The 25,384-nt window shown below is 64.8% G+C and carries 21 protein-coding genes and 1 pseudogene; 15 read left to right on the forward strand and 7 right to left on the reverse strand.

From position 1 onward, the window contains the following. Window positions 1–22: 22 nt before the first annotated feature. On the reverse strand, window positions 23–451 hold the full coding sequence (locus SA190iCDA_RS17340) for a 3-isopropylmalate dehydratase (protein ID WP_070885312.1): 429 nt from the start codon (window positions 449–451) through the stop codon (window positions 23–25). 159 nt (window positions 452–610) lie between these two features. Between SA190iCDA_RS17340 and SA190iCDA_RS17345 the strand changes: the two genes are divergently transcribed. Continuing rightward, a complete protein-coding gene (locus SA190iCDA_RS17345) occupies window positions 611–1,537 on the forward strand; it encodes a DMT family transporter (RefSeq protein WP_070885313.1) in 927 nt (308 codons plus the stop codon). A 282-nt stretch (window positions 1,538–1,819) separates the two neighbouring features. Here the strand turns inward: SA190iCDA_RS17345 and SA190iCDA_RS17350 are convergent, their stop codons facing one another. Continuing rightward, on the reverse strand, window positions 1,820–2,260 hold the full coding sequence (locus SA190iCDA_RS17350) for an HIT family protein (protein ID WP_070885314.1): 441 nt from the start codon (window positions 2,258–2,260) through the stop codon (window positions 1,820–1,822). Between the two features lie 73 nt (window positions 2,261–2,333). After that, complete coding sequence (locus SA190iCDA_RS17355; protein ID WP_070885315.1) at window positions 2,334–3,617, reverse strand: MFS transporter; 1,284 nt, start codon at window positions 3,615–3,617, stop codon at window positions 2,334–2,336. A gap of 228 nt (window positions 3,618–3,845) precedes the next feature. Between SA190iCDA_RS17355 and SA190iCDA_RS17360 the strand changes: the two genes are divergently transcribed. The 10 genes and pseudogenes from SA190iCDA_RS17360 (at window position 3,846) to SA190iCDA_RS23540 (ending at window position 14,276) form a co-directional block, all read left to right on the forward strand. Beyond that, window positions 3,846–4,643 carry an undecaprenyl-diphosphate phosphatase gene (locus SA190iCDA_RS17360; protein WP_070885316.1) on the forward strand — a complete coding sequence of 266 codons (798 nt, stop codon included), beginning with the start codon at window positions 3,846–3,848 and terminating at the stop codon, window positions 4,641–4,643. Window positions 4,644–4,852: 209 nt separating this feature from the next. Then, on the forward strand, window positions 4,853–5,857 hold the full coding sequence (locus tag SA190iCDA_RS17365; RefSeq protein ID WP_070885317.1) for an AraC family transcriptional regulator: 1,005 nt from the start codon (window positions 4,853–4,855) through the stop codon (window positions 5,855–5,857). Window positions 5,858–6,020: 163 nt separating this feature from the next. Further along, the gene (locus SA190iCDA_RS17370; protein WP_070885318.1) at window positions 6,021–7,049 is read left to right on the forward strand and encodes a histone deacetylase family protein; all 1,029 of its coding nucleotides are present in this window, start codon (window positions 6,021–6,023) and stop codon (window positions 7,047–7,049) included. Window positions 7,050–7,234: 185 nt separating this feature from the next. Beyond that, a complete protein-coding gene (locus SA190iCDA_RS17375) occupies window positions 7,235–8,335 on the forward strand; it encodes a polyamine ABC transporter substrate-binding protein (protein WP_070885319.1) in 1,101 nt (366 codons plus the stop codon). A gap of 282 nt (window positions 8,336–8,617) precedes the next feature. Next, complete coding sequence (locus SA190iCDA_RS17380) at window positions 8,618–9,514, forward strand: metal ABC transporter substrate-binding protein (protein WP_070885320.1); 897 nt, start codon at window positions 8,618–8,620, stop codon at window positions 9,512–9,514. Continuing rightward, window positions 9,514–10,395, forward strand: coding sequence for a manganese/iron ABC transporter ATP-binding protein (locus SA190iCDA_RS17385; RefSeq protein WP_070885321.1), 882 nt, complete (start codon window positions 9,514–9,516; stop codon window positions 10,393–10,395). The genes SA190iCDA_RS17380 and SA190iCDA_RS17385 overlap by 1 nt, the downstream gene beginning before the upstream one ends. Continuing rightward, window positions 10,395–11,249, forward strand: a complete 855-nt coding sequence (locus SA190iCDA_RS17390) for a metal ABC transporter permease (RefSeq protein WP_170833933.1) — start codon at window positions 10,395–10,397, stop codon at window positions 11,247–11,249. The genes SA190iCDA_RS17385 and SA190iCDA_RS17390 overlap by 1 nt, the downstream gene beginning before the upstream one ends. Window positions 11,250–11,251: 2 nt before the next feature. Beyond that, window positions 11,252–12,082 carry a metal ABC transporter permease gene (locus SA190iCDA_RS17395; RefSeq protein ID WP_329610168.1) on the forward strand — a complete coding sequence of 277 codons (831 nt, stop codon included), beginning with the start codon at window positions 11,252–11,254 and terminating at the stop codon, window positions 12,080–12,082. Between the two features lie 406 nt (window positions 12,083–12,488). Beyond that, window positions 12,489–13,370 (forward strand): annotated as a pseudogene (locus SA190iCDA_RS23535) (cache domain-containing protein); the annotation flags it as partial. Between the two features lie 201 nt (window positions 13,371–13,571). Next, entirely contained in the window at window positions 13,572–14,276 is a 705-nt protein-coding gene (locus SA190iCDA_RS23540) for a methyl-accepting chemotaxis protein (RefSeq protein ID WP_419203951.1), read from the forward strand. A gap of 106 nt (window positions 14,277–14,382) precedes the next feature. Here the strand turns inward: SA190iCDA_RS23540 and SA190iCDA_RS17405 are convergent, their stop codons facing one another. Beyond that, complete coding sequence (locus SA190iCDA_RS17405; protein WP_070885324.1) at window positions 14,383–14,760, reverse strand: DUF1090 domain-containing protein; 378 nt, start codon at window positions 14,758–14,760, stop codon at window positions 14,383–14,385. A gap of 204 nt (window positions 14,761–14,964) precedes the next feature. Here SA190iCDA_RS17405 and SA190iCDA_RS17410 point away from each other — a divergent pair, with 204 nt between their 5' ends. Then, window positions 14,965–16,071, forward strand: coding sequence for a Gfo/Idh/MocA family protein (locus tag SA190iCDA_RS17410; RefSeq protein ID WP_070885325.1), 1,107 nt, complete (start codon window positions 14,965–14,967; stop codon window positions 16,069–16,071). A gap of 69 nt (window positions 16,072–16,140) precedes the next feature. Here the strand turns inward: SA190iCDA_RS17410 and fabV are convergent, their stop codons facing one another. Further along, on the reverse strand, window positions 16,141–17,349 hold the full coding sequence (fabV, locus tag SA190iCDA_RS17415; protein WP_070885326.1) for an enoyl-ACP reductase FabV: 1,209 nt from the start codon (window positions 17,347–17,349) through the stop codon (window positions 16,141–16,143). A gap of 321 nt (window positions 17,350–17,670) precedes the next feature. On the opposite strand from fabV, the gene SA190iCDA_RS17420 reads away from it, so the two are divergent. Next, window positions 17,671–19,116 (forward strand): SulP family inorganic anion transporter, encoded by a 1,446-nt coding sequence (locus SA190iCDA_RS17420; RefSeq protein ID WP_070885327.1) that lies wholly within the window; start codon window positions 17,671–17,673, stop codon window positions 19,114–19,116. A 27-nt stretch (window positions 19,117–19,143) separates the two neighbouring features. On the opposite strand, the gene SA190iCDA_RS17425 is transcribed toward SA190iCDA_RS17420, so the two are convergent. Beyond that, window positions 19,144–20,040 carry a thaumatin family protein gene (locus SA190iCDA_RS17425; protein WP_070885328.1) on the reverse strand — a complete coding sequence of 299 codons (897 nt, stop codon included), beginning with the start codon at window positions 20,038–20,040 and terminating at the stop codon, window positions 19,144–19,146. Window positions 20,041–20,356: 316 nt separating this feature from the next. Here SA190iCDA_RS17425 and SA190iCDA_RS17430 point away from each other — a divergent pair, with 316 nt between their 5' ends. Further along, window positions 20,357–23,548 (forward strand): hypothetical protein, encoded by a 3,192-nt coding sequence (locus tag SA190iCDA_RS17430; RefSeq protein WP_070885329.1) that lies wholly within the window; start codon window positions 20,357–20,359, stop codon window positions 23,546–23,548. 210 nt (window positions 23,549–23,758) lie between these two features. Here SA190iCDA_RS17430 and SA190iCDA_RS17435 read toward each other — a convergent pair whose 3' ends face one another. After that, on the reverse strand, window positions 23,759–24,139 hold the full coding sequence (locus SA190iCDA_RS17435) for a winged helix-turn-helix transcriptional regulator (protein WP_070885330.1): 381 nt from the start codon (window positions 24,137–24,139) through the stop codon (window positions 23,759–23,761). An 86-nt stretch (window positions 24,140–24,225) separates the two neighbouring features. Between SA190iCDA_RS17435 and SA190iCDA_RS17440 the strand changes: the two genes are divergently transcribed. Continuing rightward, complete coding sequence (locus tag SA190iCDA_RS17440; RefSeq protein ID WP_070885331.1) at window positions 24,226–25,287, forward strand: SDR family oxidoreductase; 1,062 nt, start codon at window positions 24,226–24,228, stop codon at window positions 25,285–25,287. The last annotated feature ends 97 nt before the right edge of the window (window positions 25,288–25,384 follow it).

The raw sequence follows: 25,384 nt of genomic DNA on the forward strand, positions 1-25,384 counted from the left end.
TGCGGTATCGAGAAGGGCGATTCTACCTCGCCGGCTCGGGAAGAATGTCGAAGCCGCCACGGTTCTGGCTGACGATGCGCAGATTGGCCACGCCACCGGCCTCGATCTTCACCGCCACCTCGCGGTTGAGGCGCCCCTTGCCGCACAGGGTCTGGTCTTCGCTGTCGGCGGCGATGCCGACGATGCGATTGCCCGCCGGCACCTGGAAGCGGCCCCGTTCACCGACGGCGATACGCGCCGCCAGCTTGCGGTCGACCAACACGGCCACGTAGCAGCCGCCGCCCATGAGCCCCAGATCACGGGTGACCAGCACTTCGCCGCCGCCCTGTACCGGTTCCTGATAGGCACGCAGGCGCTCGCTCGGGATGTCGGTGATCTTTTCAGGATCGGCCTGGTAGGACGAGCAACCGGCCAGGAGCAGCAGGGGCAGTACGGCATAGATCAGACGCATGGGGTCTCTCCGGAGAATCGCGAGGGTGGCGAGCAACAGGCTCTGCTCACAGACAAGCACATTGCCATAAGCGTGCAATAAATCCATCGCCATGGACGCGCTGGCTTGCACGAGTCGGCAGCACCATAATGGCGCCTCACACCTCAACGAGCGACCCTCATGGACACGCGCAAGAACATCGATGGCCTGGCCGGCGGCCTGATGGTTGGCCTGTGCATGATCTGGGGCATGCAGCAGGTGGTACTCAAGGCCGCCGCCGACGACGTGGCACCGGTGCTGATGCTGGCTCTGCGCTCGGGCATCGCCGCGCTGCTGGTGGCCATGCTGATGCTATGGCGACGTGACGGGCTCGGGGTGAGCGCCGGCAACTGGCGGCCCGGGCTGGTGGTCGGTTTCCTGTTCGCCCTGGAGTTCATGCTGGTTGGCGAGGGGCTGCGCCACACCAGCGCTTCGCACATGGTGATCTTTCTCTACACGGCGCCGATCTTCGCGGCGCTGGGGCTGCACTGGCGGTTGCCTGCCGAACGCCTGCGGCCCCTGCAGTGGCTGGGTATCGGCATCGCTTTCATGGGCATCCTGGTGTCGTTCGCCGGGCGTTCCGGCGGTGTGGAAACGACGGATGCAGGCCGCCAGCTGTATGGCGACGTCCTCGGCCTGCTCGGTGCCATGGCCTGGGGCGCGACCACCGTGGTGGTGCGCGCTTCGCGGCTGTCCAACGCGCCGGTCACCCAGACGCTGTTCTACCAGTTGCTGGGCGGCTTCGTGCTGCTGATCCTGGCCTGCGCGGTGACCGACCAGCTGCGTTTCAATCCCACGCCTATAGCGGTGGGCGGGCTGATCTTCCAGGCGTTGCTGGTGTCGTTCGCCAGTTTCCTGGCCTGGTTCTGGCTGCTGCGCAACTACCTGGCGTCACGCCTGGGGGTGTTGTCGTTCATGACCCCGATGTTCGGCATCCTGTTCGGCGTGGTGCTGCTGGGCGAGCCGCTGGAGGTCAACTTCATCCTCGGTGCCCTGCTGGTGCTGTGCGGCATCCTGCTGGTCAGCGGCTATGAATGGCTGAGCCAATGGCTCAAGCGGCGCGCGTGATAGCGGGGAGTGAATACAGCCTTAGCTGCTGATCAGGAGCGATGGATGTCGTCGCTAAGCGCCTTGACCATCCGAAAAGCGCTCAGCCACCGGTCTGTGGTGAGCAGGTGGGAACGCCTATTTATGCCCAAGATTTTTCGCGCGCATGGCGCGCGCCCACATAACCTGGGGCCAGTAGGCATTTTGCGTCAGCAGGTTCAGCGTAGAGATGAATACGCGTGGGAGCGGGCCATGCCCGCCATTTTTCGCGCGCATGGTGCGCTCCCACTAATGTCGCTTCGATCAGGCGCTCTGAAAACGCTTGACCAGCCTGGCCTGCAGCTTTTCCAGCTCGGCGGGGTCGGCCTTGCCGCTGGCATGGGCGTGCAGCCCCTGCTCGCTGAAGCGCGGAATCACGTGCATATGGATATGGAACACCGTCTGCCCGGCAGGCGCACCGTTGAACTGGGCGATCTGCACGCCATCGGGCTGTAACTCGTCGGCCAGCAAGCGGGCGACCTTCTGCACCGCCAGGGTCAGCTTGGTCAGGTTGTCCGCGTCGATCTCCAGCAGGTTGCGGGCTTCGGCGCGCTTGGGGATCACCAGGGTATGGCCAAACGACTGCGGGAACAGATCCAGGAACACCAGCACGTCGTCGTCTTCGTACAGCTTGTAGCAAGGCATCTCGCCGCGAATGATCTTGGCGAAGATGTTCTGCGAATCGTAATCGCCGTAAAGGCTCATGGGCTTCTCCATCGCGTTGTGAACGTGCTCGCACCATACCGGCTCGGCCGGCTGGTGCGAAGCAGTCAGCTACTCAACGCTCCTTGCGCAGTAACGTCAGGCCGATGATCACGCCCACGCCGCACAGGGCGATCAGGTAGTACGCCGGGCCCAGCGGGCTCCACTTGACCAGCAGCGACACGGCCACCGGGGTCAGGCCGCCGAACACCGCATAGGACATGTTGTAGGAGAACGACAGGCCGCTGAAGCGCACCGGCGCCGGGAAGGCATGCACCATCACGAAGGGCACCGCGCCGATGGTGCCGACGAACAGGCCGACCAGCGCATACAGCGGGAACAGCCGTTGCGGATTGGCGTGCAGGCCGCTGTAGAACAGCCAGGCACAGACCGCCAGCGCCGTGCAGCCGACCACCAGCACCCGGCCGGCGCCGATACGGTCGCACAGGGCGCCGCTGATGATGCAGCCGATACTGAGCATGACGATGGCCAGGCTGTTGGCCTTCAGCGAGGTGACTGCATCGAAGCCGTATAGGGTCTGCAGGAAGGTCGGCGTCATCAGGATCGCCACCACGATGCCGGCCGACAGCAGCCAGGTCAGCAGTGCGGAAATCGCCACGCTGCCGCGATGGTCGCGCACCACGGTTTTCAGCGGCAGTTCCGCGGCCAGGGCCTTGCGTTGCTGCATTTCGGTGAACACCGGGGTTTCGTGCAGCCACTGGCGCAGGTACATGGCGAACAGGCCGAACACGCCGCCGATCAGGAACGGCACGCGCCAGGCCCAGTCCAGCACCTGCTCGGCGGTGAACACGCTGTTGATCAGCGTGGCCATCAGCGAGCCGAGCAGGATGCCGGTGGTCAGACCGCAGGTCAGCGTGCCGCAGGCGTAGCCGATATGCCGCGCCGGCACGTGCTCGGAGACGAACACCCAGGCGCCCGGCACTTCGCCGCCGATCGCCGCACCCTGGATGATGCGCATCAGCAGCAGCATCAACGGCGCGAGGATGCCGATCTGCGCGTAGGTCGGCAGCAGGCCCATGATCAGCGTGGGCACCGCCATCATCAGGATGCTCAGGGTGAACATGCGCTTGCGGCCGATCAGGTCGCCGAAGTGCGCCATGATGATGCCGCCCAGGGGGCGTGCCAGGTAGCCGGCGGCGAAGATGCCGAAGGTCTGCAGCATGCGCAGCCAGTCGGGCATGTCCGGCGGGAAGAACAGCTTGCCGACGATGGTGGCGAAGAACACGTAAATGATGAAATCGTAGAATTCCAGGGCGCCGCCGAGTGCGGACAGGGACAAGGTCTTGTAATCGCTACGAGTCAGGGGCCGGCCGGGTGCCGACGAGGCTGCAGATTGCATGGAGGGAATTCTCGGAGGTCTACGGAGCCGCGGTGCGCTTGGCCCGCGGGGCGCTCACGATAGCAAATTCGTGGCCCGAGGGCAGCGCTGCGACGCAGCCGAATCGGGCTCGGCAAGTAAATTGTGTGCGTGCATGTCAGCTTACCGACAGGTTGCGAGGGAGAAAATGCGCCCTCGCCGGGTCATACCCGCAGTCCGCATCCGTTAGCTCCCTCATTAAGGAACCCCATGGACTGGCTACATCTGCTCGTTCTTTCGCTCATCCAGGGCGTTACCGAATTCATCCCCGTCTCCTCCTCCGCGCATTTGATCCTGCCCTCGCAATTGCTCGGCTGGCCGGACCAGGGCCAGGCCTTCGACGTCGCCGTGCATGTCGGCACCCTGACGGCCGTGGTGCTCGCCTTCCGCCAGCAGATCGCCGCCATCGTCAGCGGCTGGCTGGGCCATGTGTTGTACCGCCGCGCCAGCCCGGAAAGCCGCATGGGCTGGATGATCATCCTGGCCACCATTCCAGCTGCGGTGGCCGGGCTGGTATTCGAATCGCTGATCGAGCAGTACACCCGCTCCATGCTGGTGATCGGCACCACCACCATCGTCTTCGGTCTGGTGCTCTGGTGGGCCGACATGAACGGCAGCCGCGACGCCGACATGAGCCGTATGACCTGGCGCCACGCCCTGCTGATCGGCCTGGCGCAGATGATCGCGCTGATTCCCGGCACTTCGCGCTCGGGCATCACCATGACCGCGGCGCTGATGCTCGGCTTCGACCGCAAGAGCGCCGCGAGTTTTTCCTTCCTGATGTCGATCCCGCTGATTCTCGCCGCCGGCAGCCTCAAGGCCCTGCACCTGATCGAACAGGACGATGGCGCCCATTGGGGCGACATGGCGTGGGGCATCGGCCTGTCGTTCATCTCGGCGTTCCTGTGCATCAAGCTGTTCCTGGCCGCGCTCGATCGCATCGGCATGCTGCCCTACGTGATCTACCGCCTGATCCTCGGCACCTTCCTGCTGTTTGTGGCGCTATAGGATTCTGGTCGCGCAGGTCGAGCGCCGCGACACCCGGCAAGCGTGCCCTGGGTATCGCTGCGCTCGATACCAGGCTACCGGCGGGCCAGGCGTTACCTTCTCCTACACCCCGACGCTGCGCTGCCCAGCGAAGCACCAGAGCGGGCGACGCCGGCTACGGGCATGCTTATTGCCTGACTCTCGAACCCGTTACGAGAAGGCGTGCCCCCATGCAGCACTCCCACCTGACCACCCTCCATGCCGTCGTGCTGGCCCTGGATACGCTCTGCCAGGACGGCACCTGCATCGATGAACTGCTGGCCGGCAGCGGCATCGCCGCTGCCGACCTGCAGCGCCCCGAGATGCGCATCAGCATCGCCCAGGAACGCCAGGTATTTCGCAACGCCACGGACCGCTGCCAGGATCTCGGCCTGCTGCTGGGCCGGCGCATGCATGTGTCGTCCTACGGGCTGCTGGGTTTCAGCCTGCTGTCGGCGGCGAGCCTGGGTGAGGCGCTGGAGGTGGCGTTCAGCTTTCCCGCATTGCTGGGCACCCTGTTCACGCTGCAGCTACGCCGCGACGGTGCGCAGGCGTGGATCGAAGCCCGCGATTACCGCGACGCCGCGGAACTGTCCACCTTCAACACCGAGTTCTGCCTGGCCTCCCTGAAGCTGATCTGCGACGACCTGCTCGGCCGCCCACTGCCACTGACGAGCGCTCGCTTCACCCATAAGGCGCCCCGCTACCAGCGCCAGTACACGCGCGATTTCGCCTGCCCGGTGCAGTTCAATGGCGCCGACAACGCGATCGTCTTCGCCAGCCAGTGGCTAGACCGCCGCCTGCCCCTGGCCGACCCGGTGACGCACCGCGACACCCTGCAACGCTGCCACCAGTTGAACCGCGAATTTCTTTCCCACCAGGCGCTGATCAACCGCGTGCGCCAGCTGCTCGCCAGTCAATTGCCCGAGTCGCCGGGGCTCGATGGCCTGGCGCGCCAGCTGCGCTGTTCCTCACGCACCCTGCGCCGTCAGTTGCAGGAAGTGGGCACCAGCTACCAAAGCCTGCTCGACGAGCTGCGCTTCGAGCAGGCCCGCCGCCTGCTCGGGGAGCAACGCCTATCCATCGCGCGCGTCGCCGAAGCCCTGGGCTACAGCGAGACGGCCAGCTTTCGCCACGCCTTCCAGCGCTGGAGCGGCACCTCGCCGAGCCGCTATCGGCGCCCTGCCCTGGCTTGACTGCGGCTCTCGAAGTCGCCGTCAGCGTGCCGACCAGGCGCACCGATGCGGTTCAGCGATGCACGATCGGGTGGCCACATCTATCCCTTTTTGGCCGCTCCGCTCATTTCCCTGCCGCCCGAGAGCGACCAAGAATGCAGCTACCACAAGCGGAGGGCCAAGCATGCGCACGATCTATAGCGATGACCATCACCTGCACCACGGTCGCTGCGAAATCATCGACGGGGAGCTCAAACCCTGTTTCGAGATGCCGTCGCGGGCCGACCATGTGCTGGCGCGCGTGCGCCAACAAGGCCTCGGCGAGGTGCTCGCGCCGCACGACTTCGGCCGCGCGCCGATCGAACGCATCCATGATGCCGACTACCTGCGCTTCTTCGAGGGGGCCTGGGGGCGCTGGACGGACATGGGCCGTGACGGCGACATCCTGCCCTTCACCTGGCCGGCGCGCACCTTGCGCAGCGTGCTGCCGGATACCCTGCTCGGCCAACTGGGTTACTACAGCTTCGACGGCGGCGCGCCGATCACCGCCGGCACCTGGCAGGCGGCCTGGAGCTCTGCCCAGGTCGCCCTCACCGGCCAGGCGCTGATCAGCGGCGGTGCCACCAGCGCCTTCGCCCTGTGCCGCCCGCCAGGTCATCACGCCGCCGGCGACCTGATGGGCGGCTACTGCTACCTGAACAACGCGGCCATTGCCACCCAGGCGTTTCTCGACGGCGGCTGCAAGCGGGTGGCGATTCTCGACGTGGACTACCACCACGGCAACGGCACCCAGTCGATCTTCTACGGGCGCAACGATGTGCTGGTGGCCTCGATCCATGGCGACCCGTCCTTCGAGTTTCCGTTCTTCCTCGGTTACCACGACGAGGTCGGCGAAGGCGCCGGCCATGGCTTCAACCTCAACCTGCCGCTGGCCGCCGGCAGTGGCTGGGAGCGCTGGAGCGCGGCCCTGGAAGAGGCCTGCGCGCGCATCGCCGAGTACGCACCCGAGGTGATCGTGGTGTCGTTGGGCGTGGACACCTTCAAGGAAGACCCGATTTCCCAGTTCAAGCTCGACAGCCCCGACTACCTGCGCATGGGCGAACGCATCGCCCGCCTCGGCAAACCCACCCTGTTCGTGATGGAAGGTGGTTATGCGGTGGAGGAGATCGGCGTCAACGCGGTGAACGTACTGGAAGGTTTCGAAGGCGCCTGAGCCTGCTGCCACTAACAGGCCGTTGAAAGACGTAGGCGAGGCAGCCGACGCGAAGCAAAAATAGCCGAAAAAGCGGAGTGTACGAGTTGTACATGAGCATTTTGAGGCTGTTTTCAACGACGCGGCGGCAACGTAGGTAGTTTTTCAACAGCCTGCTAACTGACGTTTCAAGGGAGTACACGACGATGAAAACCTTCCAAACCCTGGTCGGCAGCGCCCTGTGTGGTGCCGCCCTGCTGGCCGGCAGCGCCATGGCCGAGGCACGCGAATTGCGGGTCTACAACTGGGCCGACTACATCCTGCCGCAAACCCTCAAGGACTTTCAGCAGCAGAGCGGCATCAAGCTGACCTGGGACACCTTCGAGACCAACGAGGCGCTGGAAGCCAAGCTGCTCACCGGCAACTCGGGCTACGACCTGGTGGTGCCGTCCAACATGTTCCTCGACACCCAGATCAAGGCCGGCGTGTTCCAGCAGCTCGACAAGAGCAAGCTGCCCAACTGGCGGCACCTCGACCCGGCGCTGCTCAAGCTGCTGGAGACCAACGACCCCGGCAACCAGTACGGCATGCCCTACATGTACGGCACCGTGCTGATCGGCTACAACCCGGACAAGGTCAAGGCCGCGCTCGGCGAGAACGCGCCCGTGAACAGCTGGGACCTGGTGTTCAAACCGGAGCACATGGAAAAGCTCAAGCAGTGCGGCGTGACCATGCTCGATGCGCCCAACGAGATTCTGCCCATCGCCCTGCATTACCTGGGCCTGCCGCCGAACAGCACCAACCCGGAGGACTACGAGAAGGCCACCGAGCTGTTGATGAAGGTGCGCCCCTACGTGACCTACTTCCATTCGGCCAAGTACATGACCGACATCGCCAACGGCGACATCTGCGTGGCCATCGGCTATTCGGGCAGCTTCTACCAGTTCGCCAACCGCGCCAAGGAAGCCGGCAACGGGGTCAAGGTCGAATGGCGCCTGCCCAAGGAAGGCGCGCCGATCTGGTTCGATACCTTCGCCATCCCCAAGAGCGCCAGGAACGTCGACGAAGCCCACGAATTCCTCAACAACCTGCTCGACCCGAAAGTCATCGCACCGATCAGCGATTTCCTCGGCTACCCCAACCCGAACAAGGATTCCACGTCACTGGTGGACAAGGCGATCAGCGAGAACCCCGACCTGACGCCGACACCCGAAGCGCAAGAGACGCTGTACAGCGTCGAGCCGCTGCCACAGAAGATCGAGCGGATACGCACCCGCGCCTGGACCAGGATCAAGAGCGGCAGCTGAGCCTCCGTCCCTACCCGACGACCCCGCGCCTGACGCGGGGTCTGCATTCATGGCCACCGCTGCGACCCGTTTGTCTGAACCTGCCAGGCGCGTGGCTGCTCACATGCACTGATTCACCCCGCTACGCTGAAGAGCGCCACTGACTCAGCCGGCACCTGTGGGCAACACAAATAAATCTCTAATGACAATAGTTTTCATTAGCGTCGTTTTGTCGCTAGAGTGGCAACCCTGCCCGGGCCGCCGTCCCGGTGATATGACTGGTCAAGCCATACGAGGATAGAGATGTTCGATCGGATCCGCTTGCGCACCCTGCTCGTCGCCCTTCTGGTAATCCTGCTGCCGCAACTGGCCGCCGCCGAAGGCAAATTCAAGGTGGTGACCACCTTCACCGTACTCGCCGACATGGCCCGCCAGGTGGCGGGTGACGCCGCCGAGGTGGAATCGATTACCAAGCCCGGCGCCGAGATCCACAACTACCAGCCCACCCCGGGCGACATCCTCAAGGCTCGCGACGCGCAGCTGATCCTGCGTAACGGCATGAACCTGGAGCTGTGGTTCGAGCGCTTTCTACAGCGCCTGCAGGGCGTACCCGCGGTGACCCTCAGTGACGGTGTCGAGCCGATCGGCATCGCCGAGGGCCCCTATAGCGGCAAACCCAACCCCCATGCCTGGATGTCGCCGGATGCGGCGATGATCTACATCGATAATATCCGCGATGCGCTGGTCAAGCACGACGCCGCCAATGCCGCGACCTACAAGGCCAACGCCGAGGCCTACAAGGCGTTGATCAAGTCCACCGTCGGGCCGATCCGCGAGCGCCTGCAGAAGGTGCCCGAAGAACGCCGCTGGCTGGTGTCCAGTGAAGGCGCTTTCAGCTACCTGGCCCGCGACTTTGCTTTGAAGGAGCTGTACCTGTGGCCGATCAACGCCGATCAGCAGGGCACGCCCCAGCAGGTGCGCAAGGTGATCGACGCGGTGCGCGCCAACCGGATTCCCGCGGTGTTCAGCGAAAGCACCATCTCCGCCTCGCCGGCCCGGCAGGTGGCCCGGGAAACCGGTGCCAAGTATGGCGGTGTGCTGTATGTCGATTCGCTCAGCGAGCCGGATGGCCCGGTGCCGACCTATCTCGACCTGCTGCGCGTCACCTCGCAGACCATCGCTGACGGGCTGGCCGACTGATGCCAAATGCCCTGCACGAAGAGGACAGCCTGAACGGCATCCGTGTCGACGGCATCAGCGTCACCTACCGCAACGGCCATACGGCCCTGCGCGACGCCAGTTTCGGCAGTCCAGGCGGCAGCATCACCGCCCTGGTGGGCGTCAACGGCAGCGGCAAGTCGACCCTGTTCAAGGCCATCATGGGCTTCGTCAAGCTGGCCCAGGGCGAGATCAGCGTGCTGGGCATGCCGGTACGCGAGGCGCTGAAACGCAACCTGATCGCCTACGTGCCGCAGAGCGAGGACGTCGACTGGAACTTCCCGGTGCTGGTCGAGGACGTGGTGATGATGGGCCGTTACGGCCACATGGGCCTGCTGCGCCGGCCCAAGGCTGCCGACCGCGAGGCGGTCGATGCCGCCCTGGCCAGGGTCGGCATGGGCGAGCTGCGCACACGGCAGATCGGCGAATTGTCCGGCGGCCAGAAGAAGCGTGTGTTCCTGGCCCGCGCCCTGGCCCAGGATTCGCGGGTGATCCTGCTCGACGAGCCGTTCACTGGCGTCGACGTGAAGACCGAAGACGCCATCGTGCGGCTGCTTGGCGAGCTGCGCGACGAAGGCCGGGTGATGCTGGTGTCCACCCACAACCTGGGCAGCGTACCGGAATTCTGCGACCGTACCGTGCTGCTGGCGCGCACCGTGCTCGCCTACGGGCCGACCCAGTTGGTGTTCACCCGCGAAAACCTGGAGCGCACCTTCGGCGGTGTACTTCGCCACTTCGAGCTGCCCGGCGAAGGCCAGCGCAGCTCGCCGCTGATCGGCATCATCACCGACGACGAACGCCCGCTGGTGCTCTACGACGGCAAGTCGACCATCCGCGGCCGCGTCGACGACAAGGATTCATAGTGTCCAGCCTGCTCGAACCCTTTTCCTACGGCTACATGGTCAACGCCATGTGGGTCTCGACCCTGGTCGGCGTGGTCTGCGCGCTACTCTCGGTGTACCTGATGCTCAAGGGCTGGTCGCTGATCGGCGACGCCCTGGCCCACTCCATCGTACCCGGCGTCGCCGGCGCCTACATGCTCGGCCTGCCGTTCGCCCTCGGCGCATTCGGCGCCGGCACCCTGGCCGCCGGCGCCATGCTGTTTCTCAACCAGCGCAGCAAGCTCAAGGAAGACGTGATCATCGGCCTGATCTTCTCGTCGTTCTTCGGCCTCGGGCTGTTCATGGTCTCGCTGTCGCCCACCTCGGTGAACATCCAGACCATAGTGCTCGGCAACATCCTGGCCATCACCCCGGGCGATACCCTGCAACTGTTGCTGATCGCCGGCATCACCCTGGCCGTGCTGGCGCTGCGCTGGAAGGACCTGATGGTGGTGTTCTTCGATGAGCACCACGCGCGCTCCATCGGCCTGAGCCCGACGCGCCTGAAGGCGATCTTCTTCATCCTGCTGTCGGCCTGCACCGTGGCGGCCATGCAGACGGTCGGCGCCTTCCTGGTCATTGCCATGGTGGTCACCCCCGGTGCCACCGCCTACCTGCTCAGCGACCGCTTCGAACGCCTGCTGCTGATCGCCGCCTGCATCGGCGGCCTTTCCAGCTTTTTCGGCGCCTACGCCAGCTACTTTGTCGATGGCGCCACCGGGGCGATCATCATCGTGCTGCAGACCGGTGTGTTCCTGCTGGCCTTCTGCTTCGCGCCCAGACACGGCCTGCTGGCGGCCCGCCGCCGCGCCGCCCAAGCCCGCCTGGAGACATGAGCATGGAGATGCTGCTGCAGCCGCTGCAAATCGACTTCATGCAATACGCCCTGCTGATCGCCGTGCTGGTGGCGATTCCCGCCGCCCTGCTGTCGTGCTTTCTGGTGCTCAAGGGCTGGGCGCTGATGGGCGACGCCACCGCCCACGCCGTGTTTCCCGGTGTGGTGATCGCCTACATGGTCGGCCTGCCCTACTCCCTCGGCGCCTTCGTGGCCGGCATGCTGTGCGCCATCGCCGCGGGGTATCTCAAGGAAAATAGCCGGATCAAGCAGGACACCCTCATGGGCGTGGTGTTCTCCGGCATGTTCGGCCTGGGCCTGCTGCTCTACACGCAGATCCACAGTGACGTGCACCTGGACCATATCCTGTTCGGCGACATGCTTGGCATCGCCTGGGCCGATCTGCTGGAGAGCGGCCTGATCGCCCTGGCGGTCAGCGCCTTCATCGGCCTGAAATGGCGCGACCTGCTCCTGCACGCCTTCGACCCGGTGCAGGCGCGCACCGTCGGCCTGCCGGTGGGCCTGCTGCACTACGGCCTGCTGGCGGTGATGTCACTGACCATCGTCGGTGCCCTCAAGGCCATCGGCATCGTGCTCACCGTGGCCCTGCTGATCGCCCCCGGCGCCATCGCCTTCCTGCTCACCCGCACCATGGGTGCCATGCTTCTCACCGCGGTGGCCATCGCCGTCGGCGCGGCGCTGAGCGGCGTGTACCTGAGCTTCTTTATCGACAGCGCACCAGGGCCAACCATCGTGGTGCTGCTCAGCGTCCTGTTCGTGGCGGTGTTCGTCTACGCCAACGGACGTGAGCGCAGGAGCGCCGCGCAGCTGTAGGAGCTGCCGCGTCGCCAATCCTGGACGCAGAGCCTCTAGCCGAGGATCGGAGTCAATCTCGCTTGGCCTCCGTATCCCCGCCACCAACGCCCGCCGTCACGTGAAAAACGTGATGGGCGGGTGCTCAAGTTTGTTTCCGCCACGCCGATTCAGTGTTCACAACCACTACAAATTAGCCGACGACCCTTTCTGCCTGCTTCTAAGCTGTAAAAACCCAACAAAAACGCTTTACGACCCTGCAGGAACCACCGTGAACATCAAACAGAAACTCACCTGGGCCTTCGCGGCCATTGCCTGTGTGCCCGTCGTACTGGTCGCCGTCGTGGTGGTGGTCAACCTGCGCGACCAGGCGCGGGACGACTTCCTGGACAGTAGCAGCCGCGAGATCAGGCAGATCGAAAACGCCATGAACCAGTTCTTCGACGCCATCGCCCAGAACGTCGAATACCTGGCCAAGCACCCGGCCGTGCGTAACGCTGGCGAGCTGAAGAACTACTCGGGTGCCGATGCGGCGACCATCCCGTTGACCGAGCAAGGCAAGGCGTTTCTGGAGATGTTCGGCCAGTTCGCCGCCAGCCACCCGAGCACCGCCTACCTGTCGCTCGGCAAGGCCGACGGCGGCTACGCCTCCTGGCCGGATGATGCCAAGCTGAGCGGCTATGACCCGCGTGTACGGCCCTGGTACAAGGCCGCCATGGCCGCACCCGGCAAGACCGTGCGCACCGCCGCCTATTACTGGGCGCAGGATGACGTGGTGCTGATGGGCACCGTGCGCACCGTCGATGATCAGCAGGGCCAACCGACCGCTGTGGTGGGCCTGGACGTGTCGCTCAAGCAGCTCACCGAACTGGTCAAGCAGATCAAGCTCGGCGAAAGCGGCTACCTCATGCTGCTGGAAAGCAACGGCAACGTGCTGGTCGACCCGCGCATCCCGGAACATAACTTCAAACTGATCAGCGAACTGGGCGATGGCTACGCTGAGCTGGCTGGGGTCGACAACGGCCTGGTCGAGGTCGAGCTTGACGGCGTGCCCTACATGGCCAACGTCTGGTCGTCGAAAAGCCTCGGCTGGCGCTTTATCGGCCTGATCGAGCGCAGTGAGGTGATGGCCAAGGCCACCAGCCTGACCTGGCAGATAGCGGTGATCGCCGCGGTGCTCGCCGTGCTGTTCGCCGTCGTCGGCGCCAGCTTCGCCGGCCTGATCGTCAAGCCGATCCGCAGCGTGGCCGGCGGCCTGGAAGGCATCGCCCAGGGCGAAGGCGACCTGACCCGCAGCCTCGACGTGCGCGGCAACGACGAAACCGCCCTGCTGGCGCGCTGGTTCAACCAGTTCCTGGGGGCCATCCGTACCCTGGTGCAACGCATCGGCAGCGCCTCGGCGGACCTGCAGACCGCCTCGGACGCCAGCACCCGTGTGGCCCGCGACATGAACGATGCCGCCGGCCGTCAGCGTGAAGCGGTGGAACTGGTGTCCACCGCCTTCAACGAGATGGTCGCCACCGCCAACGAGGTGGCCCGCTCCTGCAGCAACGCCGCTTCGTCCGCGGACGCCGGTCAGCGCCAGGTCCATGATGGCCAGTTGCAGATCGACGACGCCACCGGCAGCGTCACCCAGCTCAGCGAGAACCTGCAGAAGTCCGCCCAGGCCATGCAGGTGCTCGAGCAGGACAGCAAGAACATCAACGCCATCCTCGACACCATCCGTTCGATCGCCGAGCAGACCAACCTGCTGGCCCTCAACGCCGCCATCGAGGCGGCGCGCGCTGGCGAACAGGGCCGCGGCTTCGCGGTGGTCGCCGACGAAGTCCGTGCGCTGGCCAAACGTACCGCCGACTCCACCGGTGAAATCGATGGCCTGCTCGGTGGCCTGGCTCGCCGTACCCAGGACGTGACCAAGCAGATGCAGAGCAGCCTGAGCATGTCGCTGCAAAGCGTGGAACGCATCCAGCAGGCCCGCGACAGCTTCGAGCAGATCCGCGCCTCGGTGGACGAGATTCGCGACCAGAACAACCAGATCGCCACCGCCGCCGAGGAGCAGCACCACGTGGCCGAAGACATCAACCGGCATATCGCGCAGATCCACACCGATGCCCAACTGGTCGAGGAGCTGGCCCACTCGGCGCGCAGCGACTCGCAGCGCCTGGAAAGCCTGTCCGGCGAACTCAACGGCCTGGTGGGCCGCTTCAGAACCTGACCCGCCCCCACGAGGCGCAAGCGTCCTGCTTGCGTCTCGCTCCAGCCACGCTCCGAGTGGTCAAAAGCCCTGCAACTGGCAGGGCTTTTTCTTTGCAGCAGTCGCCTTAGCGACTGAACTCGGCCTCGGCGGCCTTCAACTCTTCGAGGGCTTCGTCGAGCTTGGCCTGGCGTTTGGCAATCTTTTTGGGGTCACCCGCCAGTTCGGCTTCACGCAGGTCGGCCTCACGCTCGCGGATCTCTTTGCGGGCCTCGTTGACCTTGCCTTCCAGTTCGCGCATCAGCTTCTGGTCAGAGCAGTTGTCGCGCACGCCTTGCAGGGCGGCACTGAGCCCCTTGGCTTTTTCCGTATGGCCTTCGGCCCAGGCGGCCTGGAGCTGTTTCTCGATGTTCGCCGCCTTCGCTTCGCACCGTGGGTTGGCAGCCGAGTCAGCCAGTGCCGGCAGGGCGGCAGCTAGCAACAAGGTGGAAATCAGGGCTTTCATCGCAACACTCCATTAACCGCAGAACAGCAACGCCAGATGGCGTGCCGGCATACAGACAGCGGATTGTCCCGATGATTTCATGGGCCTGGCAAAGGTCGCGGGCGGGTAGACCGGCAGGCGCTTTGCGTGAACTTCATGTCGCCGCGCCTGCCGATTGAATACAGGCCGGACAATGCGGTTCGGCGTTGCAGAGGAGTTGATGAAATGCCTGATGCTCAACGCAAGGTTCGTTACGCGGTGGTCGGCGGCGGCTGGATTTCCCAGGGTGCGTTCATGCCCGGCGTGGGCCAGACCGACAATTCGGTGATCACCGCGCTGGTCACCGGCGACCCCATCAAGGCCGACAAGCTGGCAAAGCTCTACGACATCAAGAGCTACCGCTACGAGGAATTCCCCGCCCTGCTCGCCTCGGGCGAGATCGACGCCATCTACCTGGCCACCCCCAACTTCCGTCACCGTGAATTCGCCGAGCCGGCGCTGGATGCCGGTATTCACGTGCTGCTGGAAAAGCCCATGGCCACCAGCGAGGAAGACTGCAAGGCCATCACCGCTGCCGCCGAACGCTCCGGCGCCAAGCTGATGATCGCCTACCGCCTGCATTTCGAACCCGGCACCGTGGAGATGATCCACCGTATCCGCGCCGGCGATATCGGCGACCCGCGCCTGTTCACCGCCACCTTCACCCAGACCGTCGACCCGGCCAACCACCGCATGCAGAGCGGCTACTGGGCCGGCCCGGTGACCGACATGGGCCCCTACCCGATCAACGCCGTGCGCAACCTGTTCGATGACGAGCCCCTGGAAGTGCGCGCCGTGGCCGTGCAGACCCCCGGCCGCGAGATCAACACACCGGACACCGTGACCGTGACCATGCGCTTTGCCGAGGAGCGCATGGCGGTGTTCACCGTGAGCTACAGCCTGCCCAGCACCGAACGCCTGCAGGTAATCGGCAGCAAGGGAGAGTTCGAGGCCTCGCCCAGCTTCGGCTTTGGCGAAGGCACGGCGATCAGCTACCGCGCCACCATCGACGGTGAAACCACCGAGCACGAGCATCCGGTGGTCGACCAGTTCGCCGGCGAAACCCAGTATTTCTCCGACTGCATCATCCAGAACCGCGAGCCGGAGCCCGATGGCGACGAAGGCTGGCGCGACGTGCGCGTGCTCGAAGCCATCGAGCGCGCCCTGGAAAGCGGCCAGCCGCAGCGCCTCGACCCGCTGCCCAAGCGCCCTGGCGTAAGCGTCGAACAGGCGCGCCGCCTGCCGCTGGCCAAGGTGCCGGAGTACGTCAACACCAGCGAGCCGGTGAGCTGAGGCGTATCGCGCAGGCAACAAAAAGGGACGCCGAGGCGTCCCTGTTTACATGCCGTGGAAACGACCTGATTACAGCTGCACCACGTCGAACTGCACGTCGGTGGCCACGTCCGCGTCGTAGTCGACGTCGCTACGCTCGAAGCCGAACAGGTTGAGGAACTGCTTCTTGTAACCGGCATAATCGGTCAGGTCGAACAGGTTCTCGGTGGTCACCTGTGGCCACATGACCTTGCAGGCGTCCTGCACGTCGTCGCGCAGTTCCCAGTCGTCCAGGCGCAGGCGGGCTTTCTCGTCGACCTCGGCCGGGGCGCCGTCGGCGCGGTACAGGCGGTCACGGAACATGCGGTCGAGCTGGTCCTGGGTGCCCTCATGGACGCCCTTTTCCTGCATGATCTTGAAGACCATCGACAGGTACAGCGGCATCACCGGGATGGCCGAGCTGGCCTGGGTGACCACCGACTTGAGCACCGCCACGTTGGCGCCGCCTTTGACTTCAGCGGCCAGTTTCCGGTCCAGGCGCAGGGCGGTTTCGTCCAGATCCTGCTTGGCCTTGCCCAGGGCGCCGTGCCAGTAGATCGGCCAGGTGATTTCCGTGCCGATGTAGCTGAAGGCCACGGTACGCACGCCTTCGGCCAGCACGTCGGCGCCTGCCAGGGCATCGATCCACAGCTGCCAGTCCTGGCCGCCCATCACGGTCACGGTGTCGGTGATTTCCTGCTCGCTGGCCGGCTCGATGGACGCCTCGATGATCACGTCCTTGTTGGTGTCGATGGCGGTGGACCTGTACGGCTGGCCGATGGGCTTGAGCGCCGAACGGACCACTTCGCCGCTCTGCGGCAGCTTGCGCACCGGCGAGGCCAGGGAGTAGATGATCAGGTCGACCTTGCCGCCCATTTCGTTCTTGATCAGCTCGATGACCTTGGCACGGGCCTCGTCGGAGAAGGCGTCGCCGTTGATCGACTTGCTGTACAGGCCTTCGGCCTTGGCGAACTTGTCGAACGCTGCCGAGTTGTACCAGCCCGCGGTGCCGGCCTTGGTTTCGGTGCCCGGCTTCTCGAAGAACACGCCCAGGGTATCGGCACCAAAGCCGAAGGCGGCGGTGATGCGCGCCGCCAGGCCATAGCCGCTGGAGGCGCCGATCACCAGCACCTTCTTCGGACCGTCGTTACGCACGCCCAGTTTGCGCGTCGCCTCGATCTGCTCGGCCACGTTGCGCTCGCAACCCAGCGGGTGGGTGGTGGTACAGATGAAGCCACGAACTTTAGGGTGAATAATCAACGCGTTTACCTCGTCATCGTGTGTTGGGCAGGCGACAGTCTACTGCCGATTTTGCGCCTGAGAAAAAGGCTAATTAGACCTATTGGTCGCTCCAAAAGCCAGCCAGGCCACATTTACCGGCTGCGTTGCGTGGTCGCAGTGCCATTCGCTAGCGGGCCGGGCGCCGTGAAACCCCGCCATGCTGCAGCGGTCAGGTTGCCGACACTGGCCTTCGCGACGGCGATTCCTTACCATCGCAAGCCTTCCAATTCCAAGGCCGCACAGGCCGTACCCACGCCCCGCCCTCTGTCGGGCGTCCGTCTTGCTCGATTCAGGTAACCCATGAAAATCGCCCGTCTGCGCGCCGATATCCTGGCCGGTCTCACGTCCTCGTTCGCGCTGGTGCCCGAGTGCATCGCCTTCGCCCTGGTCGCCCAGGTCAACCCGCTGATGGGCCTGTACGGGGCCTTCTTCATCTGCCTGATCACCGCGCTGTTCGGCGGCCGCCCGGGGATGATCTCCGGCGCCGCCGGCTCCATGGCGGTGGTCATCGTCGCCCTGGTGGTGCAGCACGGCGTCGAGTATTTGCTGGCCACCGTGCTGCTCGGCGGCGTTATCATGACCGCCTTCGGCCTGTTGCGCCTGGGCAAGCTGGTGCGCATGGTGCCCTACCCGGTGATGCTCGGCTTCGTCAACGGCCTGGCCATCGTCATCGCCACCGCGCAGCTGGAACACTTCCAGCGCGGCGGCCAGTGGATCGCCGGCAACGAGCTGTACCTGATGCTCGGCCTGGTGGCACTGACCATGGCCATCGTCTATATCCTGCCGCGCCTGACCAAGGCCATTCCGCCGGCGTTGGCGGCGATTCTCACCGTAGGCCTGCTCACCTACTTCCTGCACCTGCCCACCCATACCCTGGGCGACATGGCGAAGATCGCCGGCAATATGCCGGTGCCGGCGCTGCCGCAGATTCCCTGGACCCTGGAAACCCTGAAGATCATTCTGCCCTACGCGGTATTGATGGCCATGGTCGGCCTGCTGGAAACCCTGCTGACCCTCAACCTCACCGACGAGATCACCGAAAGCCGTGGCCACCCGGACCGCGAATGCGTGGCCCTGGGTGCGGCCAATATTGCCTCGGGCATGTGTGGCGGCATGGGCGGCTGCGCGATGATCGGCCAGACCATGATCAACCTCAGCTCCGGTGGTCGCGGGCGGCTATCCGGTATCGTCGCCGGGGTGATGATCCTGCTCTACATCCTGTTCCTGTCGCCGCTGATCGAGCTGATCCCGCTGGCTGCCCTGGTCGGCGTGATGTTCGTGGTCGCCCAGCAGACCTTCGCCTGGGCGTCGCTGCGGGTGCTCGGCAAGGTGCCGCTCAACGACGTGCTGGTGATCGTCGCCGTGACCATCATCACCGTGCTTACCGACCTGGCGGTGGCGGTATCCTGCGGCATCGTCATCGCCGCCCTGAATTTCGCCTGGCAGCACGCCCGCGAACTGCACGCCGAGATCCGCCTGGAAGGCGACGGCAGCAAACTCTACCTGCCCCGCGGCACGCTGTTCTTCGCCTCTACCACGCAGTTTCTCAACCAGTTCGACACCGCCAACGACCCCGAGCAGGTCACCGTGGACTGCCGCCACCTGAGCTTCGTCGACTATTCGGCCATCGCCGCCCTGATGACCCTGCGCGAGCGCTACACCAAGGCCGGCAAGCACCTGCGCGTGGTACACCTGTCCGAGCGCTGCAAGCAGCTGCTCAAGCGGGCGGGCATGCAGCCGGTCTGAGCCCCAGGCATTCGATCTGGCGCAGGCTCAGGCCACCCGCACGGTCAGGCTGTTGGAGCTGGTGCCAAGGGTGCTGATGTCATCCTTGGGCACGACGTACCCTTCACCCTCGCCTACCGCTGCCCGGTAATAGTCGATCACCGGGTCGTCGAAGACTTCCGAGGTGGTGGTCTTCTTGATGCCGTAGACATTGCCATGCTCGTCCCGCGCCTTGATGGCATCCGGTGCGTCGCTGACGATATCCTCCAGCGTGCCGGAGGTCGCACCGCCCTCGCTCGGTTCGATGGTCATGCGGGCGTTGTTGCCCTCGATATAGCTGACGTCGTAGAACGTCTGGTTGCCGTCCGCGCCGCCATTGAACGCCACCTCGCCCAGTGTCACGTGGGCGCCGTCGCCGGCCGTGCTGCGGAAGTTGCCGGACCAGCCCGCGGGGAAGCCCTGCGCCAGGGTTTCGCCAGGCTGCAGGGTGATGGCGGGTATGCCGGCCTGCCCCGCATTGGCAGTGAATTCGATGGTCAACGGCGTATCGCCTTCGTGGACGAAGGTCAGGCTGTTGCCCTCGGGGATCACGGCGTCGTGCGCGATATTATCGGTGGCCGTGACGGGCGGCGAGTGCTGGTCGACCACGGGCGCATGGTCGACCAGCGCCTGCTGTTGCGGCGGCAATTCCGTCAGGTTGGCGGGCGTCGTCGGCGGCGGTACCTCGCCCGGCATGATCCCCGGCATCATCAACTGCAGCACATCCAGCTCGTTCTGGTAATGCTGCGCCAGGGCCTCGTCACCGGCGGCCTTTGCCTGGTCGCGGGCCTGTTCGCGGCGGGTCCACTCGCCCTGCCAGGCGCCGGCCAGCGCGGCATCGAATTCAGGGCCCGGATCACCCTGCCCCGGCACCGTGTTCAATTGCCCGACATTCTCGACGCTCATGCTGGCTCCTCCGCTCAAGCCCTGTTGTGGAAGAAACACTAGCGACAAGCCGAGCCGGTGCGCTGTGAAAAACTGTTAAACACGACGAGCTCCATTCACCCGCCGATTTCGCTTCTGGCCGCAGCCACGCTGGCTATCGCTGCAGCGCCTTCACACCCACGTATTTTGCCCCGCCGCGATTGCAATCAATCTGTCATCCGCGCCTCGCACAGTCCCGTTTGCCGCGGCGCAACCGCGGCCATCGTGCTTGTAGCGGCTCCATGCTGGAGTCGTGGTTGTCAGGCAACCCTCATACTCTGGTCGAATGGAGCCCACCATGAGCAGCATCCCGCGTCTGGCGAAAACGCCACCGTCCTCCTCCGAGAAAACCTTCGATGCCAACCTGGCCCTTGCCCAGACCAAGCCGCGCCAGGACTACCAGCCTGCTGCGCCAGATGCCAAGGCGCCGGCCCTCGGCGACTACAAGCACATCGGCCCGGCCAATGAGGTGGCCAACGACACCATCCGCTTCGAGACCCAAAGCGGCGACCGGATCATCGTGCTGCGTTCCACCTCCCCGGCGCTGTTCGAGCAGGTGAAAAAGGATTTCGAGACCCTCAAGGCGCTCAACCAGGCCACCGCCGATGGTGATCGCCGCGCCGGCAAGGACGACAAGGCGCCGGACAGCGTGCGCGACTACCAGGCCATCGAAAGCCTTTCCCCCGAGGTGATCCGCTACCGCAACAGGGACGGTGAAGGCGTGGTGCTCGCCAGGGCCGACAACCCGGACATGTTCGACAAGCTCAGCAGCCTCAAGGAGCCCCTCGACGGCATCAAGGCCAGCGAGGAGGACGGCTACCGCCGAGCCAGCGACAACGAGACCTGGCCGCCCTACAGCGGCCTGGGCATCGGCAAGGTCGACGAGATGGGCCCCGGGGTTATCCGCTATCACAACGGCGACGACAAGGTGGTGCTGCACAAGGACGACAACCCGGGCCTGTTCGACTACCTGAGCAAGATGGAAAAGCTCATCAGCAACGACGATTCCCGCGGTGCCATGGATCGTGCCCAGAACGACGGTTACAGTCTGCTCGAGCGCGATGGCGAGGCGCCGCCCTACCCTGACTACAAGGCCATTCGCTGGGAAGGCAACGTCGGCGACAACGGCCTCATCACCTACGAAACCTGGGACGGCGACAAGGTCGCGGTGTCGGCCGCCGTCAGCCCCGAGCTGTTTGCCCAGCTGAAGAAGAATGCCGAGATCATGCTCAAGGCCAACGAGCAGGAGAAGGAAGGCTACGCCATGCTGCACCCGGACGATTACCTGACCAGCGAGGAGATCGCCGGCGCCACCATCGGCCCCGAAGGCGAAGTCGGCGACGGTTACGTACGCGCTGAAATCTTCGACGGCGACAAGAGCCGCAAGGTCATCGTCTCCCGCGAACTCAGTCCCACCCTGTACGACCGCCTGGTCGCCGAAGACCAGGGCCGCCGCAACAACCTCGAGATGGTCGATGATGCCCGTGGCGACAGCGAGCTGCCGAGCACCGGCGAGCTGGATATCGGCAGCATGGCAACCAGCGAGAAAGATCCCAAGGACAGCAAACGCTCGCTCACCGTTAGCGAGCTGACCTGGCAAAAGGTCATCGACGGCTGGAAGAAAGGCATCGAAGACGGCTCCATCAAGGAGGACGACGACCGCGCCAAGATGTACCGCGCCTTGCGCGCCCAGGGGACGCTGGAGGGCGGCCTGGACATGGTCACCCTGGACATCAGCAAGGGCCAGAGCACCAGCGGTACCAAGGGCGAGGACTTCGAAACCATCATCGACGGCCGCAAGGTCGACGAGCAGCTCACCACGCTGTTCTCCAGCGAAGCCGTGCAGAAGGACTTCCTCGATGCGCAGAAAAGCGCCCTTGATGCTCTGCCCAACAAGGACGAGGTGACCAAGGAACTCGAAGACATGGCCTTCAGCGAGGACTACGTCAAGCACATCCGCGACCTGCAGGCCGACGGAAAAAACGACCTGGCCGCCGCCGACATCCGCGAAACCTACGCGCAACTGGCCATCGCCAACCCGGAAAAAGCCGCCGAGTTCGCCCAGAAGCTGCAGCTTGACGCCACCATCGTCGACCTCGACAAGCTCATGGCCAATCCCGAGCTGATCAACGACGACAACCTCGCCCTGGCCACCAAGGACGTCGTGACGACGGTGCTCACCGCCCTCAAGAAGGCGGGTGTCGATCTGCCGCGGCGTACCGCCGAGAGCCTCGACAAATTCGTCAACGAATTCCTCGGCGACAAGCAGACCGCCAAGGATTTCGGCAAGGCGCTGCAAGAGCTGGGCGACCGCTTCATCAAGAACGGCGAAGTCACCCAGAGCGACATCGACGACCTGATGAAGAAGGACGTCTACAAGGCGCTCAACGAAAAGACCGATGGCGGCATGCTGTCCGCCGTCAGCGTGCTGAACAGCAACGGCGCCCTGGGCTCGACCGGCGGCCTGATATCCCTGGCTTCGGGCATCTACCAGATGGCCGGCGGCAAGCTCGGCGGCACCCCCGAGGAGCGCCTGGCCATCGCCAAGGAAATGGTCGCCTTCTTTGGCGCCAGCCAGCACTTCGTCAACCTGGGCACCAACATCATCGACAAGGTCAATGGCAGCCACCTCAACGCCATGCTTGGCCTGGACAAATCCCTGCCGGAGATCTTCGGCAAGGGCCTGCCGGAGAACCGGCCGTTCACCTCGGAAATCGGCGCGCGCTTCCAGACCAACCTCGATGAGCTGCTGGCCAGCGCGCCACTGGCCGACGACGCCAAGATGGCTGACAAGCTCGACCTCTCGCAATCCGACTACAAGGAGGTCATCAAGGGCATGAAGGAGGGCTTCAGCGGCACGCCGGTACTGGCCGATTCCAATGCCTTCAGCCGCGGCGCCGGTGCTTTCCTGCGCGTGCTGGACGCGGGCGCCAATACCTTCGTCGGTGTGGCCGATGCGGTGCTTGGCGGCCTGATGATCAAGAAAGGCGCAGATACCGGCGACAAGGCGATGATCGCCCAGGGCGCCATCACGGTGGCGGCCGGTGCCTTCGGCGTGGGCGGCGGCGCCGCTTCGGCCGGCGCCCTGGCCAAGCTGAGCTTCGCCCGCGCCGCCGTCGGGCCGATGTTCTGGATATCCGCCGCGCTGACCATCGCCACCCTGCCCTTCAGCATCATCGAGGACATCAAGTACAACAACAAACTCGACGACTACCGCGACAGCCTCAAGGACCTGTTCACCGACCTGGAAGGCGACGACCTGCTCACCGACGACGGCCTGCAGCGCTTCGAATTCCTCGACGAATACATGCACAGCTACGGCCAGCGCGACGCGCCGGACGACAAGAGCATCTTCGAGTACCGCAGCGACGAGTGGGACTACTTCGTCGACAAGGGCCACACCTACTGGGATGGCCAGCACGAAGACTACGAGGGCGACGGCGATAACCTGGATACCGTCATGGATCGGGGGTCAACCGTCGGTTCCTGAGCCAAGCCCGGATTGCCATGAGCGAGGCGCTACACGCGTTCCCATGCCCCCGTGGGAGCGCTTGCGCAGCTGGCGCTACACACGCATTGGCTGTGGAGGGTGGACCGGGACGCGCAGTCAAGGCGAAGCTTGTCCACCACGTCTAGCTTGGCGAGATCAGGATGGACGTCTCCAGGTGGGAGCGCCTGCAAGGCCAGCCGGGCGCCCCCCTCAACGCCTGCGCGACGTCTGCCGTGGCTGCAGTGCATCGAGCGCCGGGGCATTGTCACGCGCCCAGCCGTAGATCATCTCGATGGGTTCGACCAGTCGCTGGCCGAGTTCGGTCAGCGAGTAGTCGACGGTGGGCGGCACGCTGTCATGCACCTGGCGGTCGATCAGGCCGCTGGCTTCCAGCTCGCGCAGGGTCTGCACCAGCATCTTCTTGGAGATACCGGGCAGGCTGCGCTGCAGCACGCCGGTGCGGGCGGTGCCGCCGTGACGGGCATGCAGCGTGTGCAGGAGCATGCTCGTCCACTTGGTGGCGAACAGTTCCAGTACACGTCGCGGCGCGCAGTCTTCGCGCCATTGTTCATCGGGAGTGCCGGGTTGCATCGGGGTGGTTACCTTTTGGTGCCGTCTTGGTTTGAGTCTGCAGCGTCGTTATGGTGCCAAGACTCGTTCTTGTGAGGAATAGATTCATGGCACATCACGCACTGGTCGTCGGCGCCAGCGGTATCGTCGGCAGCGCTACATCGCGGCTGTTGGCCGAACAGGGCTGGCAGGTCACCGGCCTGGCTCGTAACCCGAACACCGCCGAAAACGTCACCCCGCTGGCCGCGGACCTGCTCGACCCCGCCTCGCTGGCCACGGCCCTCGAAGGCCTCAAGCCCACCCACGTGTACCTGGCCACCTGGGCGCGCCAGGCCACCGAGGCAGAAAACATCCGCGTCAATTCGGCGATGATCCGCAACCTGCTGGATGCCTTGCGCCCGGCCGGCAGCGTCAAGCACGTCGCCCTGGTCACCGGCCTCAAGCACTACCTCGGCCCGTTCGAGGCCTACGGCAAGGGCACCCTGCCGCAGACGCCGTTTCGCGAAGAACAGGGCCGCCTGGACGTGGAGAACTTCTATTACGCCCAGGAAGACGAAGTGTTCGCCGCCGCCAAACGCGACGGCTTCACCTGGAGCGTGCACCGCCCACACACCGTTACCGGCATGGCGGTCGGCAATGCCATGAACATGGCGACCACCCTTGCCGTCTATGCCTCGATCTGCCGGGAAACCGGCCGCCCGTTCCGCTTCCCGGGCTCGGCCGTGCAGTGGAACAGCCTCACCGACATGACCGATGCCCGCCAGTTGGCCAAACAGCTGCGCTGGGCCTCGACCACCCCGGCGGCCGCCAACCAGGCGTTCAATATCGTCAATGGCGACGTGTTTCGCTGGAAGTGGATGTGGCAACGCATCGCCGAGTGGTTCGGCATCCAGGCCGCGCCCTTCGAAGGCGAGCCTGCACCGCTTGAGCAGCAGATGGCCAACGACGCGGAGATCTGGCACACCCTCGCCGCCAAGCACGGCCTGGCCGAAGCCGAGATCGAGCGCCTGGTCTCGCCCTGGCACACCGATGCCGACCTTGGCCGCCCCATCGAAGTGGTCACCGACATGTCGAAAAGCCGCAAGCTGGGCTTTCTCGACTACCAGGCCAGTGACGAAGCCTTTTTCGCGGTATTCGGGCAGTTGCGTACGGCCAAGCTGATTCCCTGAGCAACATTTGGCAGGATCTGGAGCCCGCAACGGGCTTCCAGTTGCAAGGCTGGGCCCAGACAGCTCATCACCTGCAGAGCCCGCTCCCCCCTTCGTC

The sequence above is a fragment of the Pseudomonas argentinensis genome, assembly GCF_001839655.2.
GTDB classification, from domain to species: Bacteria; Pseudomonadota; Gammaproteobacteria; order Pseudomonadales; family Pseudomonadaceae; genus Aquipseudomonas; species Aquipseudomonas argentinensis_B.

Excerpts from the sequence above, each read along its gene's own strand:
- SA190iCDA_RS17340 (WP_070885312.1), bottom strand. The coding sequence starts at position 451 with ATGCGTCTGATCTATGCCGTACTGCCCCTGCTGCTCCTGGCCGGTTGC.
- SA190iCDA_RS17345 (WP_070885313.1), top strand. The coding sequence starts at position 611 with ATGGACACGCGCAAGAACATCGATGGCCTGGCCGGCGGCCTGATGGTT.
- SA190iCDA_RS17350 (WP_070885314.1), bottom strand. The coding sequence starts at position 2,260 with ATGAGCCTTTACGGCGATTACGATTCGCAGAACATCTTCGCCAAGATC.
- SA190iCDA_RS17355 (WP_070885315.1), bottom strand. The coding sequence starts at position 3,617 with ATGCAATCTGCAGCCTCGTCGGCACCCGGCCGGCCCCTGACTCGTAGC.
- SA190iCDA_RS17360 (WP_070885316.1), top strand. The coding sequence starts at position 3,846 with ATGGACTGGCTACATCTGCTCGTTCTTTCGCTCATCCAGGGCGTTACC.
- SA190iCDA_RS17365 (WP_070885317.1), top strand. The coding sequence starts at position 4,853 with ATGCAGCACTCCCACCTGACCACCCTCCATGCCGTCGTGCTGGCCCTG.
- SA190iCDA_RS17370 (WP_070885318.1), top strand. The coding sequence starts at position 6,021 with ATGCGCACGATCTATAGCGATGACCATCACCTGCACCACGGTCGCTGC.
- SA190iCDA_RS17375 (WP_070885319.1), top strand. The coding sequence starts at position 7,235 with ATGAAAACCTTCCAAACCCTGGTCGGCAGCGCCCTGTGTGGTGCCGCC.
- SA190iCDA_RS17380 (WP_070885320.1), top strand. The coding sequence starts at position 8,618 with ATGTTCGATCGGATCCGCTTGCGCACCCTGCTCGTCGCCCTTCTGGTA.
- SA190iCDA_RS17385 (WP_070885321.1), top strand. The coding sequence starts at position 9,514 with ATGCCAAATGCCCTGCACGAAGAGGACAGCCTGAACGGCATCCGTGTC.
- SA190iCDA_RS17395 (WP_329610168.1), top strand. The coding sequence starts at position 11,252 with ATGGAGATGCTGCTGCAGCCGCTGCAAATCGACTTCATGCAATACGCC.
- SA190iCDA_RS23540 (WP_419203951.1), top strand. The coding sequence starts at position 13,572 with ATGGTCGCCACCGCCAACGAGGTGGCCCGCTCCTGCAGCAACGCCGCT.
- SA190iCDA_RS17405 (WP_070885324.1), bottom strand. The coding sequence starts at position 14,760 with ATGAAAGCCCTGATTTCCACCTTGTTGCTAGCTGCCGCCCTGCCGGCA.
- SA190iCDA_RS17410 (WP_070885325.1), top strand. The coding sequence starts at position 14,965 with ATGCCTGATGCTCAACGCAAGGTTCGTTACGCGGTGGTCGGCGGCGGC.
- SA190iCDA_RS17420 (WP_070885327.1), top strand. The coding sequence starts at position 17,671 with ATGAAAATCGCCCGTCTGCGCGCCGATATCCTGGCCGGTCTCACGTCC.
- SA190iCDA_RS17425 (WP_070885328.1), bottom strand. The coding sequence starts at position 20,040 with ATGAGCGTCGAGAATGTCGGGCAATTGAACACGGTGCCGGGGCAGGGT.
- SA190iCDA_RS17430 (WP_070885329.1), top strand. The coding sequence starts at position 20,357 with ATGAGCAGCATCCCGCGTCTGGCGAAAACGCCACCGTCCTCCTCCGAG.
- SA190iCDA_RS17435 (WP_070885330.1), bottom strand. The coding sequence starts at position 24,139 with ATGCAACCCGGCACTCCCGATGAACAATGGCGCGAAGACTGCGCGCCG.
- SA190iCDA_RS17440 (WP_070885331.1), top strand. The coding sequence starts at position 24,226 with ATGGCACATCACGCACTGGTCGTCGGCGCCAGCGGTATCGTCGGCAGC.